The 14,292-nt window shown below is 70.8% G+C and carries 9 protein-coding genes; 3 read left to right on the top strand and 6 right to left on the bottom strand.

Features of this window, described 5'->3' with window-relative positions; genetic code table 11:
* Nucleotides 1–21: 21 nt before the first annotated feature.
* The gene (gene cydB, locus ACFS27_RS04655; protein ID WP_377180677.1) at nt 22–1,071 is read right to left on the bottom strand and encodes a cytochrome d ubiquinol oxidase subunit II; all 1,050 of its coding nucleotides are present in this window, start codon (nt 1,069–1,071) and stop codon (nt 22–24) included.
* Between the two features lie 58 nt (nt 1,072–1,129).
* Nucleotides 1,130–2,629, bottom strand: a complete 1,500-nt coding sequence (locus ACFS27_RS04650) for a cytochrome ubiquinol oxidase subunit I (protein ID WP_377180676.1) — start codon at nt 2,627–2,629, stop codon at nt 1,130–1,132.
* 679 nt (nt 2,630–3,308) lie between these two features.
* Between ACFS27_RS04650 and ACFS27_RS04645 the strand changes: the two genes are divergently transcribed.
* Both ACFS27_RS04645 and ACFS27_RS04640 read left to right on the top strand, forming a co-directional pair.
* Entirely contained in the window at nt 3,309–7,097 is a 3,789-nt protein-coding gene (locus ACFS27_RS04645) for an Rne/Rng family ribonuclease (protein ID WP_377180675.1), read from the top strand.
* 200 nt (nt 7,098–7,297) lie between these two features.
* On the top strand, nt 7,298–8,446 hold the full coding sequence (locus tag ACFS27_RS04640; RefSeq protein WP_377180674.1) for an acyltransferase family protein: 1,149 nt from the start codon (nt 7,298–7,300) through the stop codon (nt 8,444–8,446).
* A gap of 131 nt (nt 8,447–8,577) precedes the next feature.
* Here the strand turns inward: ACFS27_RS04640 and ACFS27_RS04635 are convergent, their stop codons facing one another.
* The gene (locus ACFS27_RS04635) at nt 8,578–9,240 is read right to left on the bottom strand and encodes an alpha/beta fold hydrolase (protein ID WP_377180673.1); all 663 of its coding nucleotides are present in this window, start codon (nt 9,238–9,240) and stop codon (nt 8,578–8,580) included.
* 35 nt (nt 9,241–9,275) lie between these two features.
* Between ACFS27_RS04635 and ACFS27_RS04630 the strand changes: the two genes are divergently transcribed.
* Nucleotides 9,276–9,920 (top strand): thymidine kinase, encoded by a 645-nt coding sequence (locus tag ACFS27_RS04630; protein WP_377180672.1) that lies wholly within the window; start codon nt 9,276–9,278, stop codon nt 9,918–9,920.
* Nucleotides 9,921–10,000: 80 nt separating this feature from the next.
* On the opposite strand, the gene ACFS27_RS04625 is transcribed toward ACFS27_RS04630, so the two are convergent.
* The 3 genes from ACFS27_RS04625 to ACFS27_RS04615 all read right to left on the bottom strand — a co-directional run bounded on the left by ACFS27_RS04625 (nt 10,001) and on the right by ACFS27_RS04615 (nt 13,919).
* Nucleotides 10,001–11,110 (bottom strand): fatty acid desaturase family protein, encoded by a 1,110-nt coding sequence (locus ACFS27_RS04625; protein ID WP_377180671.1) that lies wholly within the window; start codon nt 11,108–11,110, stop codon nt 10,001–10,003.
* Between the two features lie 294 nt (nt 11,111–11,404).
* On the bottom strand, nt 11,405–12,004 hold the full coding sequence (locus tag ACFS27_RS04620; protein ID WP_377180670.1) for a protein-L-isoaspartate O-methyltransferase family protein: 600 nt from the start codon (nt 12,002–12,004) through the stop codon (nt 11,405–11,407).
* Between the two features lie 85 nt (nt 12,005–12,089).
* Nucleotides 12,090–13,919, bottom strand: coding sequence for a BCCT family transporter (locus ACFS27_RS04615; protein WP_377180669.1), 1,830 nt, complete (start codon nt 13,917–13,919; stop codon nt 12,090–12,092).
* Between the last annotated feature and the right edge of the window lie 373 nt (nt 13,920–14,292).

Here is a 14,292-nt window from a genome sequence, read left to right as displayed (position 1 = left end):
CGTTCATGCTCCCGTCGTGCCTCAGAACGCCGCGTCCTTGATCTTCTTCCAGGTCAGGCCGGCCGGTGCGGGGATGTGGTCAACGGTCAGCCGGCGCCGGAAGACCCAGTACGTCCACCCCTGGTAGAGGATCACCACGGGCGTCAGCGCCACGGCCACCCACGTCAGGACGGTCAGCGTGTACGGCGTCGATGCCGCCTCGGCGATGCTGAGCGAGCTGCCCCCATCCAGGCCCGGCATCACGTCGGGGAACATGGACCCGAAGATCAGCACCACCGCGGCGACGATCGTCACGGCGGAGAGCCCGAACGCGTAGCCCTCGCGTCCGGCACGGTTGGTCCGCAGGACGCCGACCAGGGCAAGGGCGCCGGCGATCACGACCACCCAGGTCCAGGCGGGCGAGAACATGACCTGCGTCCAGAGGGCCCACACCCCGGCAACGGCCAGCGCGACGAGCGTCAGCACCCCGGCGAACCGGCGAGCCCGCGCCCGGATCGGACCGTCGGTCTTGAGCGCCACGAACACTGTGCCGTGCAGCAGGAACAGCACGAGCGTCGTCAGGCCGCCGAGCAGCGCGAACGGGTTGAGCAGGGCCGCGAGCCCGCCCACGTACTGGTGTCCGTCGTCGAGCTGGACGCCGCGGACCAGGTTCGCGAACATCACGCCCCACAGGATCGCCGGCACCCAGGAACCCACCTGGATCGCGATGTCGCAGCGACGCGCCCAGACGGCGTCGGAGATCTTGCCGCGGTACTCGAAGGCGACGCCGCGCACGATGAGCGCCACCAGGATGGCGAGCAGCGGCAGGTAGAAGCCGGAGAACAGGGTGGCGTACCACTCGGGGAACGCCGCGAAGGTGGCGCCCGCCGCCGTGATCAGCCACACCTCGTTGCCGTCCCAGACCGGGCCGATGCTGTTGACCAGCACCCGTCGCTCCTTCTCCCGGTGCGCGGCGTCCCCGCGGGGCAGCAGCGACATCAGCATCCCGACGCCGAAGTCGAAGCCCTCGAGCACGAAGTACCCGGTCCACAGAATCGCGATGATGACGAACCACACGATGGCGAGGTCCACGGTCACGTCCTTATCTCTCTGGCAGGTCGGTCAGTTCTGGTGGTGGAGGCCTGCTGGATCAGTAGGCGAAGGAGAGCGGACGGTCGGTCTCGTCGTCGCCGGCGGCCTCCGGGGACTCGTCGCGCACCGTCGAAGGCACTCCTTCGACCGCGTACCGATGGATGAGCCGGTACCAGATCACGCCGAGCACGCCGTAGAGCAGGGTGAACACGATCATCGACGTCAGGATCATGGCGGGGCTGACGACGGTGGAGACGCCCTGCATCGTCAGCAGCCTGATCTGGTCGATCCCGGTCGGGTTCGGGGCGACCACCCAGGGCTGGCGTCCCACCTCCGTGAAGATCCAGCCGAACGACGAGGCGAGGAACGGTGTGGGGATGGCGGCGATCGCAATGCGGGCGAACCAGGGGTTGCCACTGACCCGGCCGCCGCGGGTGAACCACAGGGCGGCCAGCGCGAGCAGCGCGGAACCGGCGGCGAAGCCGATCATGAGCCGGAAGCTCCAGTAGGTGACGGCGAGGTTGGGGGTGTACGAGATGGGGTTTCCCGCCTCGTCCGTCTCGCCGAACCGCTCGGCGTACTCCGTCTGCACGTCGTCGACCCCTGGCAGGTAGCTGTCCTCGCCGGAGAACTTGCCCGTGCCGAGGTAGCTTGACAGGCCGGGCACCTCGAGGATGTGGCGCACGCCCTCGCACGAGTTGGACAGGTCACCGATGGTGAGGATCGAGAAGGCGGCCGCCTCCTCGCCGGTGCACAGCGCCTCTGCCGACGCCATCTTGCCGGGCTGCTGCTCGAACATCAGCTTGCCCTGGACGTCGCCCGTCAGCGCGACACCCGCGCCGGAGACCAGCATCACCACGGTGCCGAGGACCACCGCGGGGCGGTAGACGTTCCGGGCGAGCTCGACCGACTCGGGCCGCCTGGTCCTGACCAGGCGCACCATCCACCAGGCGGCGATCCCCGCCACGAACGTCCCGGCCGTCAGGAAGGCTGCTGCCACCGCGTGCGGGAACGCCGCCCACAGCGTGTTGTTGGCCAGGATCGCCCAGATCGACTCCATCTCGGCACGGCCGGTCTCGGGGTTGTACCGGGCGCCCACGGGATGCTGCATCCACGAGTTGGCGGCCAGGATGAAGAAGGCCGACAGGTTCACCGCGACGGCGACCGCCCAGATGCAGGCCAGGTGCACCCGCTTGTTCAGGCGGTCCCAGCCGAAGATCCACAGCCCGAGGAACGTGGACTCGATGAAGAACGCGGCGAGGGCCTCCATGGCGAGCGGCGCACCGAAGACGTCGCCGACGAACCGGGAGTACTCGCTCCAGTTCATCCCGAACTGGAACTCCTGCACGATGCCGGTGACGACGCCGAGCGCGAAGTTGATCAGGAAGAGCTTGCCGAAGAACTTGGTGAGCCTGAGCCATCGTTCGTTCCCCGTGCGGACCCAGGCCGTCTGCATGACGGCCACCAGGGGTGCGAGGCCGATCGTGAGCGGCACGAAGATGAAGTGATAGACGGTAGTGATGCCGAACTGCCAGCGTGCCAGGTCGAGAGCTTCCACTCCGGGCTCCTGAGGTCTCTCCGAACGGCTCCGCCCTCGGGGGAGCGGGGCCTGATCCAGCAGGCCGCGTGCTGCCGCGGGGCTCGTCCGTCGCTTGTGAATGTCTTCACAAGGCACCTTACACGCAGCCCGACCTCGTTCTGCCCGTCTGCCGATAGGGCATATGCCACAGCTCGGGCTCAGGTCCTGCTTGTCTGCTGCCCGGGCCGGCGCTGCACCTCCGGCCACGAAGCAGTCTCTGAACGTGGAATGCGTACCGACCGGTTTGAGTGGTCCCACGTAGTGCCGTGGTCGGTCTGGCCGCTTGGAGCGATTCCCGGTCCGGAAGCGCAAGGGCCGCCCGGCGATGCGCCACCAGTGGCCTGATCGAGGGGTGCCCGAGAAGGGCGGTGTCCGTGACCAACCAACAGTTCACAGACGCGCTGTGTGCGATACTGGACGAACCCGCGTGGGCCCACATCCCCTGCGCGGCCTGCAGAGTCCAACACTGCCCGCGATCCGCACGCGGTGCCGCTGTCACGACAGAACGTGGCCGCAGGCGTCCGCGAAGACCGTGGGAACAGGGCCGCAGCCGAGACTTCCGCCCGGTGTGTCGCTTCGCCGCGATGCATAGCCGGACGACCGACCGCCTGGCGGTCCGCATGGTGTGGAGCGGACGCCGGCTACAGGAGCACCTCACGTGACGCCTTCCAGCACCACCGGTTCGACCATCGGGTCACAGGATGATCACGACGCACCTGAGGCGAACGCCCAGGTCACTACTGGTGGGGAGGCCGCGACGGACGCGCCGCCGGCCAAGCGCCCGCGTCGTCGGGCCACCAGGTCGGTCGTCTCGACGGCCGCCGTCGAGCCCATCGTCGTCGGGTCGTCCGACACCCCCGAGCCCCCGGCCGAGTCCCAGCCCGTGACCACGGGCGGCACCGCTGTCGTGGCGACCTCCGCGGCCGCCGAGCCGGCCGCCAAGCGCCCGCGCCGCCGTGCCACGCGTGGCGTGTCCTCGCCCACGGCGCCCGCCCCCGCACCGGCCGAGCCGACGACGGCAGAGCCGGTCGCCGTCGAGCCGGCTCCCGAGGCCGAGCCGGTCCGGAACGAGACAGAGATCACTGCCGGGGCCACGGCAGGGACTGCCGCTGCGGCGCCGGTCGAAGAGCCAGAGGCCGCCGGAACGCCCGAGCCTGCCGTGGAGCCCGAAGCCGCTGCCGAGGAGCCCGTCGAGGAGCCCGTCGAGGAGCCCGCGCCGGCCATCGAGCTGCCGGAGCCCGTCGCGACGCGCGCGGACGCGCCGGCCCACGAGGTCGCGAGCCTCGACGACATCGTCCTGCCCGGCGACCCTGCCCCGGAGCCCGAGAAGACGGCTCCCAAGCGGCGCAGCCGCAAGAAGGTAGAGCCGGTGGCCGAGCCCGGCGCGGAGACGGTCGCCGAGCCCGCAGCGGACGCAGCTCCCAAGCGCGCCCGGTCGCGGCGCAAGCCGGTCGCGGTAGAGCCCGTGGCCGAGGCGGCACCGGTCGAGGAGACCCCTGCCGCACCCGTCGCCGAGGCTCCTGCCGAGCAGGCCCCCGCTGCCGAGGTGCCGGTGGAGACTCCGGCCACCGAGGCTCCGGTCGAGCCCGCCCCGAGGACCCGGGCGCGCCGCAGCCGGCGTCCCGCGGCGGAGCCGACCCCGGCGCCCGCTGTGGAGGCGCCCGCTGCCCAGGCGCCCGCTGCCCAGGCGCCCGCCGCACAGCCGCCCGCTGCCGAGGCCCCCGCCGCCGAAGCACCGGCACAGCCGGCGGCGTCGCCCGCCGGTACCACGTCGGGGACGCGTGTTCCGCGCCTTGCCACGACCGCGCTGCTCTTCCAGGCGCCGGACGAGTCGGCGGCACGCCGCTCGCGGCGCGCGCAGGCCCCCGCCGGACCACCGCGTCCGCAGGACCTGACGCCGCAGTTCGCCCGTCCGGTCGCTCGCCCCGTCGAGCCGGCCCCCGAGGCGCCCGCGCCGCGCGCGGCCGAGCCCGTCATCGAGCGGCCCGCTGAGGTTGCGACGGAGGCCGAGCAGAGGCAGGAGCCCCAGGCTGCTGCCGAGGCGCCGGCCGAGCCGAGGGCGCGCCGGTCCGGATCTCGTCGCGCCGTGCGCCGCACGGGACCGAGCACCGAGCCGGCCGTCCGGCCCGAGGCCCAGGACGTCACGCAGGACGCGGCGGCCGAGCCGGCGGACGACGTCGCCGCCGAGACGCCGGCCCGTGCGGAGAGGGCCCCGGCCGTGCCGGAGTTCGTCGCAGCCGAGCTGAGCGAGGACGACGCCGCTGCCGTCGACGAGGTCGGCGCCATCGAGGAGGAGCTCGCCGCTGAGGGCGTAGCGCTCGAGGAGCTGGCCCCGGCGGACTTCGAGGAGTACGACGACGAGGAGGTGCGCCCGTCGCGCCGCCGTCGTCGTCGGGGTGGACGGGGCCGCCGCGGTGGCCGCGCGAACCGCTCGGACGACGGGGACGACTCGGCGGACGAGGATCAGGACGACGACGCCGAGGAGGACGCAGAAGCGTCCGCCGAGGACGACGGCGACCGGGACTCGGCGCAGGACACCGGTGACGGCGAGGGTGAGGACGAGGGCGGCAGCCGCCGTCGTCGCCGTCGCCGCAGGGGCACGCGGGGTGAGCGCGCCGAGGCGGCCGCCGTCCGCTCGGGCCGTTCCGACGAGGTCACCGCGCTCAAGGGCTCGACGCGCCTCGAGGCGAAGCGTCAGCGCCGCCGCGAGGGCCGGGACCACGGCCGTCGCCGCCAGATCATCACCGAGGCCGAGTTCCTGGCCCGCCGGGAGTCGGTGGCGCGGTCGATGATCGTGCGCGAGAAGGACGGCCGCACGCAGATCGCGGTGCTGGAGGACGGCGTGCTCGTGGAGCACTACGTCTCGCAGCAGTCGCAGGCGTCGATGGCCGGCAACGTGTACCTGGGCCGGGTCCAGAACGTGCTGCCCTCCATGGAGGCCGCGTTCGTCGACGTCGGCAAGGGCCGCAACGCCGTGCTGTACGCGGGCGAGGTCAACTGGGACGCCGCGGGGCTCGAGGGCCAGCCGCGCCGTATCGAGCAGGCGCTGAAGTCGGGCGACTCGGTGCTGGTGCAGGTCACCAAGGACCCGATCGGGCACAAGGGCGCACGCCTCACGAGCCAGGTCACGCTCGCCGGCCGGTACCTGGTGTTCGTGCCGGGTGGTGGCATGACCGGGATCAGCCGCAAGCTGCCCGACACCGAGCGGTCGCGCCTCAAGAAGATCCTCCGCGAGGTGGTCCCCGAGGGCGCCGGCGTCATCGTGCGCACCGCCGCCGAGGGGGCGAGCGAGGACGAGCTGCGCGCCGACGTCGAGCGCCTGCAGGGACAGTGGGACGCCATCCAGGCCAAGGCCAAGAAGGCGAACGCCCCTGCGCTGCTCCAGGGTGAGCCGGACATGGCCATCCGCGTGGTCCGCGACATCTTCAACGACGACTTCTCGTCGCTGGTGGTGCAGGGCTCCGGTGCGTGGGACGAGATCGCTGCCTACGTCGAGGAGCTCGCGCCCGACCTGCGCGAGCGCGTGTCCAAGTGGGCCGAGAACACGGACGTGTTCCACGTGCACCGCGTGGACGAGCAGCTCGCCAAGGGCATGGACCGCAAGGTCTGGCTGCCCTCGGGCGGTTCGCTGGTCATCGACCGCACCGAGGCGATGACCGTGGTGGACGTCAACACCGGTAAGTTCACCGGCGTCGGCGGCACCCTCGAGGAGACGGTCACGAGGAACAACCTCGAGGCGGCAGAGGAGATCGTGCGGCAGCTCCGCCTGCGCGACATCGGCGGCATCATCGTCATCGACTTCATCGACATGGTGCTCGAGTCCAACCGTGACCTCGTGCTGCGCCGTCTGGTCGAGTGCCTCGGCCGGGATCGCACCAAGCACCAGGTGGCGGAGGTGACGTCGCTCGGTCTGGTCCAGATGACGCGCAAGCGTGTCGGCCAGGGCCTCGTCGAGGCGTTCTCCGAGACGTGCGAGCACTGCAAGGGCCGTGGGTTCATCGTGCACGAGGAGCCCATCGAGAAGTCGGGCAACGGCATGGGTTCCGGCAGCGCGCCGGCGCCGTCCGACGAGGGCGCGCGCACTGCGCGTTCGCGCCGCAAGCGCGGCAAGGACAAGGTCGCTCCGGTGGCGGAGCAGGCCGCGCCGATAGCCAGCCTGCCCGAGGAGCGGTCCGAGGCGCGCGAGGCCGTCAAGGCCACGCTCGCCACGATCGCCGCTGCCGCGCAGCACGCGCACGAGCCGAAGGACCCCGCACAGGACGGCCCGGTCACCCTGGACCAGATCCAGCTCCCGACGGGCGGCACGGCCGCCTCGTCGACGTCGGTGGGCTCCGAGGCGCCCGACTCGTCGGCCGACGCCGCGCAGCCGGCGACCGATGCGCCGGAGGGGGGCTCCGGCACTGGGCAGCCGGAACCGCCCAAAGGAGCCGGCGACGAGGTCGCCTGAGCAGAAGAAGGGATTCTGGGCGAGGCTGTTCGGCCTCTGACCTGATCCGCACGAGGGTCGCCACCGCAAGGTGGCGGCCCTCGTTTTGTCATGCCAGGACTCTCGACACCGAATCGTGCTTGCGGGTCGACCACGTTCTGTGGTTCATTAGTAGAGTAATGAACCATAGAAGCAACGAACCACGAGACTCGGAGATCGAGATGACTACGACCGTCGCACGGCCGGCCACCACCAGGCTGGGGTATGTCGACAACCTGCGGGTCCTGCTGACCGTGCTCGTCCTGGCGCACCACAGCGCTCTGACCTACGGCGCGCTCCCGCTCTGGTACTGGACCGAGCCGAGCACCAGCCCGTCCGGCGTGGCGCTGATGCTGCTGGTGGTCGTGAACCAGTTCTATTTCATGGGCTTCTTCTTCCTGCTCTCCGGGCTGTTCGTGCCGGGGTCCGTCGACCGCAAGGGCCCGGGCGCCTTCGCACGGGACCGCTTGCTCCGGCTCGGGCTTCCCATGGTGGCGTTCTGGCTGGTGGCGCGGCCCGTGCTGCACCTGCCGGAGTGGCCGGCGCGCAGCGCCGAGGGGGAGTCCCTTGTGCACTTCTGGTTCACCGTGGGCGACGCCGGACCGATGTGGTTCCTCGAGGTGCTCCTGGTGATGTCACTCGCGTACGCGGCGTTCCGTGCGCTGCGCACCCGGCTCGCCGCCCGCTCCGGCGCGGTCCGCGTCGGGCAGCCGGTGGCAGCCGACGCACAGCCCCGTCCGGTCCGTTTCCGGGCGATCGTGGGCCTCGTGGCCCTGCTGACGGCCGCGACGTTCCTCTGGCGGTTCCTGGTGCCGGCAGGGACCTACTGGCAGTTCGTCGGCCTACCCTCGCCGGCCTACCTGCCGCAGTACGTGATCCTCTTCGTGGTCGGGCTGCTGGCCGCACGCCGGGGATGGCTCGCCGCGCTCACCGTGCGACAGGGCTGGGTGGCGCTGGTCGTGGCGCTCGTCGGCCTGGTCCTGGCGCTCGGCACCAGTGCACTCGTGGCCGCGCCCGGTGCCGGCGCTCTCGCCCAGCTGGTTGCATCCCTCGCCGAGAACGTCTTCGCCGTGAGCATCATCCTGGCGCTGCTCGTGCTGTTCCGGGAGCGGTTCTCCGGGCAGCCCCCGTGGGCCCGGATGGCTGCACGAAACGCGTTCGCGGTGTACGTGATCCACCCGCTGGTGCTCGTCGGTGTCGCGATGCTCCTCGCACCGCTGGCCGCGCCGGCCGGCGTGAAGTTCCTGATCCTGCTCGCGCTCTCGGTGCCGCTGTGCTGGGGGTTCGCCCACCTGCTGCGGCGGGTCCCAGGGGTGGCACGGGTGCTGTAGCCGGCCGGCGTGCCCCGCCTCGCGGCGCGCCCCGCCCCGCTGCGGGGCTCTCGCCCCGCGGCCCTGCGCCGCTGCGGCGCCGCGCCGCTGCGCCGCTGCGGCGCCCTCCGCGTCCAGGAGCGGGTCGGGCGTCAGGCCCGCTTGGAGAGCCGCGTGTAGAAGTCCCCGATGGTCTGCGAGAAGAGCTCGGGGAACTGACGGTTCCACGGGTGTCCGGCGCGCGGGACGATGCGCAGCTCCGCGTTCGGCATCGCGGCGGCGATCTCGCGCGCCGCGGGGACGTTGGCGATGTCGCGGCTGCCGCACAGGACGAGGGTCGGCGCCTCGATGCTCCCGAGGCGCCCCCGGAAGTTCACGTCCGCTATCACCTGAAGGGCACCGAGCCACTGTGCCTTCGTCATGGCCATCTTCTGGGCCGTGCGCTCGGGGAACATCCGGACGATCGTCCGTTGGACCGACATGAGGGCGGGGTGCGGGCGCACCTGGCTGCCCGAGAGCACGAGGGAGGCGACCCGCTCGGGATGATCGAGCGCGATCTGGGTGGCCGTCATGGCGCCGAGCGAGAGGCCGCAGACGTGCACGCGTTCGAGGCCGCGCTCGTCGAGCAGGTCGCGAAGCGCCTCGGACGCACCTGCGAACGTGAACGCGCCCGGCGTCGCTGCGTGGTCGAGCCCCGGGATCTCGGGGGCCAGGCCGGTGAACCCGGCCGGCAGCGCGCCCAGCTGCGCCTCCCACGGGTCGACGCCGGCGCCCAGCCCGGGGAGGAAGAGCACGGTCTCGATGGTGGTGGTCATGTGCGGCAACGTATCGGAATGCTTGACTGGCAGCCATGAAACAAGACGGTCTGGGTGCCGGGCGCCTCGAAGTGATCGCGGGCCCCATGTTCGCGGGCAAGTCCGAGGAGCTGCTGCGCCAGGTGCGCCGCGCCAGGGTCGCCCACCGCGGGGTGCTGGTGGTGAGCCATGCGCTGGACGCCCGCCGGGGCGTCGGCAGGGTGAGCTCGCATGCCGGACAGGGCGTGCAGTCCCACACGGTGTCGGATGCGGCGGACATCCCCGCCCTGCTCGAATCCGGTACGGGAGCCCTCCGGAGCACGGGCGCGGGGGCCGGTGCCGAGATCGAGCTCGTCGCCATCGACGAGGCCCAGTTCTTCGGCGTCGGACTCGTGCCGGTGGCCGCGGACCTCGCTGGTCGCGGGCTGGTGGTGATCGTGGCAGGGCTGTCGGTCACGTTCGACGGGCAGCCCTTCTCGCCGTTGCCGGAGCTCATGGCGCTCGCCGAGTCGGTGCAGAAGCTCACGGCCGTGTGCTCCGTGTGCGGAGCGGACGCCGCGTTCCACGTCCGGGTCCCCGGCGCAGCACCGGTGCCGGACGCCGGTGGTGCCGGCGCGGGCGGCGCGCTCGTGCCGGTGGCCGCGCACGTGGGCGGGGCCGAGTCGTACGAGGCGCGCTGCCGGAGGCACAAGGACGTGTAGTCGGCAGAACGTCAGGTGATCGGTAGTCCCGAGCTACCGATCACCTGACGTTCTGCCGACCACGTGGCCCTGGTGTGCTGTCACACGTTGCGGAGCGACTTGTACTGCGGGCAGTCGAACGGGTCGCGTGCCGCGAGCCCCACCCGGTTCAGGTACTCGACGACGATCATGTACGACTGCGCAAGGCTCGTCTCGGTGTAGGGGATGCCGAGGTTCGCGCAGTGCTCCCGGACGATCTCGGCGGTCCGGATGAGGTGCGGCCGCGGCATGCTCGGGAACAGGTGGTGCTCGATCTGGAAGTTGAGCCCGCCCATGAGGATGTTCATGAACCATCCGCCGCGGATGTTGCGCGAGGTCAGCACCTGCTTCGAGAGGAAGTCGAGGCGGCTGTCGGCGGGGATGATGGCCATGCCCTTGTGGTTGGGGGCGAACGAGGCGCCCATGTAGACGCCGAACACGGCCATCTGCACGCCGAAGAACGCGAAGGCCATCCCGGGCGGCAGGACCACGAACAGGATCGCGATGTAGACGCTGAGGCGGACAGTGATGAGGACCAGCTCGCGGACGCGGGCGCGCAGGGTCTCGGGCGTTCCCTTGAACAGCGACTGGATCGACGTGAAGTGCAGGTTCAGGCCCTCGAGCGTGAGCAGGGGGAAGAAGAGCCAGCCCTGGTAGCGGTTGATCCACCGCTTGAGCCCACGGTGCTGGCGGACGCCGTCCTCGGTGAACGCGATCGTGTCGTTCGCGATGTCCGGGTCCTTGTCGACCTTGTTCGGGTTCGCGTGGTGCCGCGTGTGCTTGTTCATCCACCACGAGTAGCTGATGCCGACCACCACGTTGGCGAGGAGGCGCCCGACGCGGTCGTTACGGGGGCCAGACTCGAAGACCTGGCGGTGCGACGCCTCGTGTGCAACGAAGGCGAACTGCGTCAGCACCAGGCCGAGTGCGCCTGCCATGAGGAGCTGGAGCCAGGAGTCGCCCAGCAGGACGAACCCGGTGATGATCCCGCCGAGCGCGACGGTGAGCGCGGCGAGGGTCCAGGCGTAGTAGTGGTGAGCCCGGTGGAGCAGACCGGCGTCGCGCACTGTGCGTGCGAGCGACGAATAGGTGCTGGTCACCGGCTGCGCGTCGGGGTCGCGGGGCTTCGTCGGGCGAAAGCCCTCGCGGACGTTGGGGGCAGCTTGGGCCATGTGGTCCTCACTTGCTCGGTTTCGACTTCCCAGCCGCGGATCGGACGATTTCGCCCATGGTGCAGATACCCCGAGCCTACGGGACCGTAGGTTACGGTCGCGAGGGGCAGATGTGGATGGCTCGCGAAGGGTTTTAGACGGTGCGTTGACCTGTTCTTGTCATTGCCGGGCCATTTTGATGGGGAAAGTCCCAATTGACTGGAGCGTGAATCCATGGCCGGCAGCCGCCCGCTGCGCCCGTGCCCTGGTTCGCGCGCGTCGCACGGCGATCTTCACGCCATGGTGTGCGGGGATTCACTCCGCCACGTCTTCGATGAGCGGGACGAACCGGTACCCGCCGTGGTCGGTCGCGCGGGTCCTGCCGTCCGGCAGGCGTTCGATGAGCAGCAGCGTCGTCCGGATCGGGATGACCATACGGCCGCCGTACCCGACCTGGTCCACCAGTGCGCGGGGGAGCGCGGGGGCCGACGCCGACACGAGGATCCGGTCCCAGCCGTTCGGCCGGGGGTGGCCGAGCACACCGGGCGTGGCCTGCTCGATGCTCGCCCACGGCATCCCGGTTCGTCCGACGTTGGCAGCGCCCCAGCCGGCCAGCCGGCTGTCCCGCTCCACGCCGAGCACCGAGCCGTGCGGCCCGACCAGGTAGGCGAGCAGGGCAGTGGTCCAGCCGGAACCCGCGCCGACGTCGAGCACGCGTGCACCCACCGGAACGCGCAGCAGGCGAAGCATCGCGGCCACCGTCGCAGGCTGCGACGACGTCTGCCCGCGTCCGATCGGCAGCGGCCGGTCCTGGTGCGCGAGCGGCCGCTGGGACCGCGGCAGGAACTCGCGACGAGGGACCGCGCGCATGGCGCGCGCGATGTCGTCGTGCTCGGCTGCCAGTTCAGAGACCATCGGGATCACCCGGTTCCAGGGTAGGCACAGGCGTATCCAGGTCGCCAGGTGCCTACCCCGGGTAACTCGTTCCGGGCGGCCGGCCTCAGCGCGAGCCGACGGGCTCCGGTTCCCCGGCCTCCGCCGCCGGGTCGGCCGACCCGTTGGTGGGCACCTCGGCCTGCTCCGGGCGGTACCACTCGGTCAGTGCAGGGTCCTCGGAGTCCAGCCACGCGCCGGCGCCCTTGTCGGCGCCCTCGGTGCGTACGACGCCGACCACGAAGTCGTCGCCGTAGTCCTCGATGCCCGTGCGCACACCCTGCACGATCGCCTCGCGGGCGTAGCGCCTGCGCAGGGTCAGCGGGTCCCGGGCGAGGTCCTTCGCCCATGCGACCATCACCAGCATCACGACCAGCGCGAACGGCAGCGCGGTGATGATGACGAGGCTCTGCAGCCCGTTCAGCGCGACGGAGCCACCGCCGACGAGCAGCACTCCGGCGATCGCCGCCAGCGCGATGCCCCAGACGATCGTGACCCAGGTGCTCGGTGTCGGGTTGCCGCGCTGCGACAGGCTCGCCATGACCAGGGAGCCGGAGTCGGCGCTGGTCACGAAGAAGATGACGATCGAGACCATCGCGACGATCGACGTGAAGGTGCCGGCGGGAAGCTGGTGCAGCATCGCGAACAGCATGTCCTGTGGCGACTCGGCGGAGCTCAGCGCTCCGGTGGCCTGCTCCATCCACATGGAGGTGCCGCCAAGGATGGTGAACCACACGAGGCAGACGACGCTCGGCGTCACGATCACCGTGGTGACGAACTCCCGCAGCGTACGGCCGCGGCTGATCCGGGCGATGAACAGCCCGACGAACGGCGTCCACGACACCCACCACGCCCAGTAGTAGGTGGTCCAGCTGTCCATGAACGGCTGGGCGTCGGGTGCGCTGGCGGCGGTCTGCGCCATGAGGCGGAACGCGTCGCCGACGAACGTCATCAGCGTGCCCTGGAACAGGTTCAGCAGGAACGCCGTCGGGCCGACCACGAAGACGAAGATGCCGAGCAGCCCCGCCACCACCATGTTGATGTTCGACAGGGCGCGGATACCGCGCTTGACGCCCGACACCGCCGAGACGATGAACGCGATGGACAGCACGGCGATGATGCCGATGATCGCGCCGTTCCCGAGCGGGCCGACCCCGGTGACGATCTCGACGCCGCGCCCGATCTGGAGCGCGCCGATGCCGAGGGACACCGCGACGCCGAACAGCGTCACGATGATCGCGAACGAGTCGACGACGGCCCCGAGCCAGCCCTTGGTGCGCTCACCGAAGATCGGCTCGAGCAGCGACGAGATCAGCGGGGTGCGCCCCTTGCGGTAGGCGCCGTAGGCGACCGCGCCACCGACGAGCGCGTAGTAGGCCCACGCCATGGGGCCCCAGTGGAACAGGGTCTGGACGATCGCCGCGTGCATCGCGGGGTTGCTGCCAGGGTCGAGGTTCTCGTACGCCGGCGGCAGGTCGAGGAAGTACGTCATCGGCTCGTAGGGGCCGTAGAAGAGCAGACCGATGCCGACGCCTGCCGAGAACAGCATCGCGACCCACGAGACCGCGGAGAACTCGGGCTTCTCGTTGTCCTGCCCGAGCCGGATGTTGCGGTAGCGGCCGAAGCCCAGCCACATCATGAAGCCGAAGACGGCCGCCGTGAGCAGGCCGAACATCCAGCCGAACGAGCCGGAGACCCAGGCGAGCCCTGCGCTCGACGCGGCAGCGAGGCTCTCGGGCGCTGCTGCGCCCCAGGCGATCACGCCGGCGACGAGAACCGCGGCGAACGCGAACACTCCCCAGTTGGTGCCGAAGTTGCTGCGGGTGCGCTCGACGCCCAGGCCGGGCAGCAGGGCGGGATGGTCTGTGGGTTTGGCGTTGTTCTTGCGGCTCGCCATCGGAGGTTCCTCTCGGTACGGCGAAGAATGCTCGGTCAAAAAACAGTCATGTACATTAGCAGGTGGGCTGTCAGCGCTTTGTTCTGCATAGAGAAACTCGTGGTCCTGAGAATAATTGCGGGACCAAGAATTGGCTGTCTGCCGCGGCTCCGGGGCGGTTTCGGGGTGGCGTGCGCCCCCGGGCGCAGGGGTGGTCGCCCCGCGATGGTGGGCAAGGCCACGTGGCTACCGGTTTGAACCCGTCGGGAGCGTCGCGTAACCTAGTGCTTCGGTGTGCTGTCTGCGCACCCGTCCTGCGTGCCCATGGCGCATCGCACTCGACCGCCGCGGCGGAGCGAGTCACAGCAAAGCCGGTGGATTCCGTCGTGCGCGC

It is taken from the genome of Promicromonospora vindobonensis (assembly GCF_042685865.1).
In the GTDB taxonomy this organism is placed as follows: domain Bacteria; phylum Actinomycetota; class Actinomycetes; order Actinomycetales; family Cellulomonadaceae; genus Promicromonospora; species Promicromonospora vindobonensis.
Note: the sequence above shows the minus strand (reverse complement) of the source record. Positions and strands in the feature narration are given on the sequence as shown.